General features: G+C 67.4%; 1 protein-coding gene and 1 pseudogene. One reads left to right on the top strand and one right to left on the bottom strand.

What is annotated here, in order from left to right; all coding sequences use genetic code 11:
- The coding region (locus ACY693_RS13220) for a hypothetical protein (RefSeq protein ID WP_462322294.1) at positions 1-3,117 on the top strand (3,117 nt) is incomplete at its 5' end.
- A gap of 36 nt (positions 3,118-3,153) precedes the next feature.
- Here ACY693_RS13220 and ACY693_RS13215 read toward each other — a convergent pair.
- Positions 3,154-6,432 (bottom strand): annotated as a pseudogene (locus ACY693_RS13215) (excinuclease ABC subunit UvrA); the annotation flags it as partial.

Genomic DNA, 6,432 nt, shown 5'->3' with positions numbered 1-6,432 from the left:
GACGAGCGCGAAGGGGTTGAGGTGCGTGGGGGGCAGCTCGAGCTGACGGCCGATGCGCGCATCGAGACTGGCCCAGTTGGATGGCAGCTCGATGTTCCAGGATCAGGCTGGGCCCTGCCCTTGAGGCGCGTCGGTATGCAGCTCGAGCTACCGCCGGGATGGGATCTGCTCGCCGTGGCCGGTGTCGATAATCTGCCCGACAGCTGGCTCGCGCGTTGGACGCTGCTGGACATCTTTCTCGTGCTGATCGCCGCCCTCGCCGTGGCGCGCATCTGGGGTTGGCCTTGGGGGCTACTGGCACTCGTGACGCTGATCCTGACCTGGCAGGCGCCCGGTGCGCCGCGTTTGGCTTGGCTGAACCTGATCGCGGCCGCCGCCTTGCTGCGGCTGTTGCCGAAGGTGCCGGTCAATGCCCCGGGCTCCGAGGCGCCGCGCATTCCAGGCTGGCTCCGTAGCGCGGTGCGACTCTACTACCAGCTCGCGCTGCTGACGTTGGCCTTGATTGCGATCCCCTTTATGGTCAACGAAATGCGCGCTGGATTGTTTCCGCAGCTGGAACAGTCCGTTCCTGGCTTGGTTGGGGAACAGGCGCTTGGACGGGGCACCGCTGATGGGCTCGCCGACGTCGAGCTGAGTGCGCTGCCTCAGTCCGCACCAGCTCCAGTTGTCGATGAGACCGCAGTGAGCAAGCAGCGCGCAGCCGAGGGTCGGGCTGGGACCGGGACACGGATGGGGACGGGCGCCGCTTCAGTGCCAAGGCCGTTGCCCAGACTGGACCCGAGCGCGCAGTTGCAGACCGGTGCCGGGGTGCCGGATTGGACCTGGCGCCGTTTCGAGCTCAGCTGGACGGGACCGATGCCGCCAGCGCATCGCTTACAGCTCTGGCTGCTGCCCGCTTCGGCCTCGCTCGTCCTGGCGGTCGTCACGCTGTTGTTGGTGCCCTTGCTAGGGCTTCGCCTCGCCGATCTGCTGCCAACGCGACCCAGATCTGACAAGGTCTCTCTCCTTGTCGTCGCTGGGTTTGGGCTGATCGCCAGCGGTTGGCTCGCGCCCAGCGCGACGCTTGCGGCATCCTCGTCGACATCGGGAGTCGAGTTGGCGTCTGATCCAGGGCCCGAATCGGTGCCCAGCGTCTGGCCCGATCCTGGATTGCCGATGAACAGTATGCCGCCACCAGCGCTGCTGGAACAGCTCCGAGCGCGACTGCTGGAGCCGCCCGATTGCGTGCCGCGCTGTGCCGAGATCGCCCAGCTCGTGCTTGACGCATCGGCGAGCCAGCTACGTTTGCTCTTGGCCGTGGATGCCGCGGCAGCGGTTGCCTTGCCAGTGCCCGGCGCCCGCAGCGGTTGGTCGCCGGAACGGGTGACGCTTGATGGTGAGCCCTTGGATCGGTTGCTGAGCCTTGAGGACGGCGGTCTTGCCGCGCCGGTGCCGAGTGGTCGCCACCTCCTGCTGCTATCCGGTCCCTTGGCTGGGGTCGAGCAGATCGAGATTCCCTTGCCGCTGCGCCCGCGCCTGGTGGAGACGCGTCTCGATCCGGTCTGGCGGCTGGAAGGCGTTGGCGTCGATGGTGTCCCTGGTGATCAACTGCGCCTGATCCGGGAAGCCGGCGCAGCTGGAGTACCGGCCCTCAGCCCGACTCAAGGGGTGCAGTCAGAGCCAGTCTCCGGGTCATTTTCAGGGCCATCCTCAGGGCCATTCTCAGATGCGGCGGAGACCGAGATGGCCTTGCCACCGCTGCTGAAGGTTACGCGAACACTGCGCTTCGGTCTGGATTGGGTCCTGATGACCGAGGTCGAGCGACTCTCCCCGCTGGGCCAGTCGGTGACCCTGCGGGTGCCCTTGATCCCCGGGGAATCGGTGACGACCGCTGGGGCCCAAGTCAACGCGGCGGGGGTTCTGGTCTCGCTTCCGCCGGAGCGAGCACGGATGCGCTGGAGCTCCGTGCTGCGTCCGGTCGATCAGCTTGCGCTAAGCGCCGCGACCGATCCGCGCCTCACCGAGGAATGGCGCCTTCAGGTAAGCCCGATCTGGCATCTCAGTGCCGAGGGTGTGCCGGCGGTTCAGCCAGGCTCGCGTGTCGCTGCCTCGTTGCCAACCTACCGACCCTGGCCGGGTGAGGTCTTGCACCTGAGCCTATCGCGGCCGCGCCCGGTCGCCGGCTCAACGCTGACCCTGGATCACAGCCATTATCAGCTCCAGCCCGGTCGCCAATGGACCCAGGCCCAGCTGCGTTTGCGCCTGCGCAGCAGTCAGGGCGGCCGCCACCCATTGCAGCTGCCCGAGGGCGCTGAGCCGACGCGGTTGATTGTCCAGGGCCAGCAATGGCCATTGCCGCGCCAGGGCAGTGCCATCGACCTGGCACTGACGCCGGGCACGCAGAGGATCGAGCTTGACTGGCGCGCGCCAGCGGGGCTCGACTGGGTCTATCGGCCAGCACCTGTGAGGATCGGGGTTGCCGGCGTGAACGCAGAGACAGAGGTACGGCTTGGGACCGATCGCTGGCTACTATGGACCGCCGGACCCGGGATTGGTCCGGCGGTGCAGTTCTGGGGGCTGCTGCTGGTGATCGCCGTCACGGCGCTGCTGATGGCTCGCTCGCGTTTGACACCGCTTGGCTTTGGTGACTGGCTGCTGCTCGGCATCGGTCTCAGCCAGGTCTCGATCTGGGTCGGGGCATTGGTGGTGCTCTGGCTGCTTGCGCTTGGCGCACGCCGGCGACTCAGCGCCGACATCGCCCCTTGGCGGTTCAACCTGACCCAGGTCGCGTTGGTCCTCCTGACGATCGTCGCATTGATTGCGCTCTTGGCAGCCGTCCAACAGGGGCTGCTCGGCAGTCCATCGATGCAGGTCGCTGGGAACGGCTCGAGCGCGACCGATCTGCGCTGGTACTTGGACCGAAACGGCGAGCAAACCGTGCCGGTGACGGTGATCTCGGCACCGATCTGGATCTATCGGTTGCTGATGCTGGCCTGGGCGCTCTGGCTCGCTTGGCGGCTGCTAGACTGGCTGCGCTGGGGCTGGCGCGGACTGGTCGAGCCGACCGTCTGGCTGCCATCGCGGCGCCAGGCCTTGAAGCGCAAGGCGCATGAGCAGAACCTGAGCATCGATCTCTGATCGGCCCGAGTCCGAGCCCGACGAGCCCGAGCCCGCTCAGGCCGCCGCGTACTGACGCAGCGCCTCGGCCGTGTAACCGGCGCCCTGCGTGATCAGCTCAGTCGGATGACCTTGGGCGATCAACCGTCCGCCCGCGATGCCGGCCTCGGGACCAAGGTCGATGACCCAATCAGCAGCTGCGATCACGTCCAGATCGTGCTCGATCACGAGCACCGAATGACCCGCCGCCACCAGGCGTCGAAGCACGCCGATCAGTCGCTCGGTATCGGCCATGTGCAGGCCGACGGTCGGCTCGTCGAGCAGATACAGGGTGGGGCGGTTGCTCGGGCCTTCGGCCGTGGGCCGGGCCTTGGCGAGCTCGGTGACCAGCTTAAGGCGCTGCGCCTCGCCGCCGGAGAGCGTCGGGCTGGCTTGGCCCAGCGCGAGATAGCCGAGCCCGACCGCCTGCAGCAATCCCAGCGGATGACGGATGCTTGGGTGGGCGTGGAACAGCTCCGTGGCCTCATCGACGCTCATCGCCAGGACGGCGCCGATGTCCTTGCCCAGGTACTGGATGCGTCGCGTCTCGGCGTTGAAACGGCTGCCCTCGCAGACCTCGCAAGGGAGCTTCACATCGGGCAGGAAGCTCATCTCGAGCCGTTGCACCCCCTGGCCTTCGCAGGCGGGGCAGCGTCCGCCGCCGGTATTGAAGGAGAATCGGCCGGGTCCCCAGCCGAGCATGCGAGCCTCGGGCGCGGCGGCGAACAACCGGCGGATGCGATCCCAGATGCCGATGTAGGTCGCCGGACAGGAGCGCGGGGTCTTGCCGATCGGCGTCTGATCGACCTCGAGCACGCGGCTCAGATCCTGCCAGCCGTGTAAGCCGCTGCAGCCGCGAAGATGAGCGGTCAGGGTCTTGCGGGTCTGACGGCTGCTGGGATGGCTGCGCGTGCCGCGGTTGTCGCCTTGGGCATTGCTGAGTAAGGCCTTGAGCGAGGCGCCCAGCACGTCGCGCACCAGGGTCGACTTCCCCGACCCGGAGACACCGGTAACACAGACCAGTCGCGCGAGCGGGATGGAGAGGTCGAGCCGTTGCAGGTTGTGCAGCGAGGCCGCTTCGATGCGAAGCCAGTGGCTGGGCTCGGCAACCGAGTCCTGGCCTGGCTCCAGGGCCTGGGCCTGCTCAGCCACTGATCCAATCACACCTCGTGCGAGATAACGTCCGGTCAGTGAAGCCGGATTCGCCGCGAGGGACTGGGCAGTGCCACGGGCGACGATGGTCCCGCCATGGATGCCAGCACCGGGCCCGAGGTCGATGATCTCGTCGGCGCATCGCATGGTCTCGGCATCGTGCTCGACCACGATCAGACTGTTGCCTTTGTCCTTGAGCTCGCCCAGGGTTGCGATCAGCCGCTGGTTTTCGCGTGCATGCAGGCCAATGCTCGGCTCGTCGAGCACATAGCAGACGCCGCGCAGGTTGGAGCCGAGCTGCGCCGCGAGCCGGATGCGCTGTGCCTCGCCGCCGGAGAGGGTCGGTGCGCCGCGATCCAGGCTCAGATAGCCAAGGCCGAGGCGATCGAGAAAGCCGAGCCGGGAGCCTAGCTCGGCGAGCAGGTCTCGTCCGATGGCGGCCTCACGCTCGCTCAGGGTCAGCTCGGCGAATAGCCTGCTGGCATCGGTGACGCTGAGCGCCGACAGCTCAGCGATCGAATGCCCCCGAAAGCGCACCGCCAGCGCCTCCGGGCGCAGCCGGCTGCCCTGGCAGCGCGGGCAGGGCGCCGCTGAGCTGTCTTGCTCATTGTCGCGATGGAGCCATTGAGCCTCTTCCCCCGTCTGCTCGGCGTCGAAGCCGGTCAGCTTGAGACCGGTACCGAAGCAGGCCGGGCACCAGCCGTGCTTGGAGTTGTAGGAGAACAACCGCGGATCGGGCTCATCGAAGCCCGCGCCACAACCAGGGCAGGTACGCTGGATCGAATAGGTACGCGGCGCTGCCTGGCCGCTCAGAACCCGCACCAGCCCCTTGCCGATGCCGAGCGCCTGATCGAGCTGCTCGGAGAGCTGGCCGTCGGCGGCGCCGTTGATCGCAATGGGCTCGAAGGGGAGATCGATCCAGTGATCGCGGAATCGATCGAGCTTGGGCCAGGGCTCGACGGGCTCGAGCTGACCATCGACATAGAGCTGCTCGGCACCGCGGCGCTTGGCCCAATCGGCGAGCTCGGCATAGGTGCCCTTGCGCGCGATCACCAAGGGCGCGAGCAGCAGGACCTGCTGGCCGAGGAAGGCCTCGCTGATGCGTTGCAGGATCTCGGTGCGGCCTTGGGGCTCGATGGGTATCTGACACTGGGGACAGTGCTGGACGCCAAGCTTCACGTAGAGCAGGCGCAGGAAATGATGGATCTCGGTGGCGGTGCCGACCGTGCTCTTGCGCCCGCCGCGGCTGCTGCGTTGCTCGATCGCGACCGTCGGCGGGATACCGAAGATGGCATCCACATCGGCGCGGGCCGCTGGCTGGACGAATTGCCGCGCGTAGGCGTTCAACGACTCCAGATAGCGGCGCTGGCCTTCGGCGAACAGGATGTCGAAGGCGAGGGTGCTCTTGCCGCTGCCCGAGACGCCGGTGATCACGACGAACCGATCGCGCGGGATCGACAGGGTCAGATCCTTGAGATTGTGCTCGCGCGCATGACGGATCAGGATCGCGCCTTCCGGTTGGGTCGCGTTGGCCAGCTTGGCCAGGTAGCTGGACGATGGCTCGGCGGCGGCGTGCGCGCTCGGTGTTGGACTCGGGGTCGGGCTCGGCGTCATTGCGGCGCGCAGCGCGCGGCCGGTGTGGCTCTCAGGAAGCGCCGCGATCATGCGTGGGGTACCACAGCCGACGACCTCGCCGCCGCCGTCTCCGCCCTCAGGTCCGAGATCGATGATCCAGTCGGCGGCCAGCATCAGGTCGAGGTTGTGCTCGATGACCAGCAGCGAATGGCCAGCCTCGAGCAGACGCTGGAAGGCACCGAGCAGGGTCGCGATATCGGCGAAATGCAGCCCGGTGGTTGGCTCGTCGAACAGGAAGAGGAGGCCCGATCGGTTCTCGTCCCCCTGCTGTCGGGGGCGCTTCGGCTTGCGACGGGCGGTCTTGGCCAGGTGGCCGGCCAACTTGAGCCGTTGTGCCTCGCCGCCGGAGAGGGTTGGCACAGGCTGGCCAAGGCGCAGGTAATCGAGACCGACATCGACCAGGGGCTGCAATGATCGCTGCAGATCGCGTTGATCGGGACAGGTCGCGAGCGCTTCCGCCACCGTCATCTCCAACACCTCGGCGATGTTGAGGCCGGCTCCCGCCTCGAG

It is taken from the genome of Halochromatium sp. (assembly GCF_054919635.1).
The sequence above is the reverse complement of the archived record's forward strand: the minus strand, read 5'-3'. Positions and strand labels throughout refer to the sequence as shown.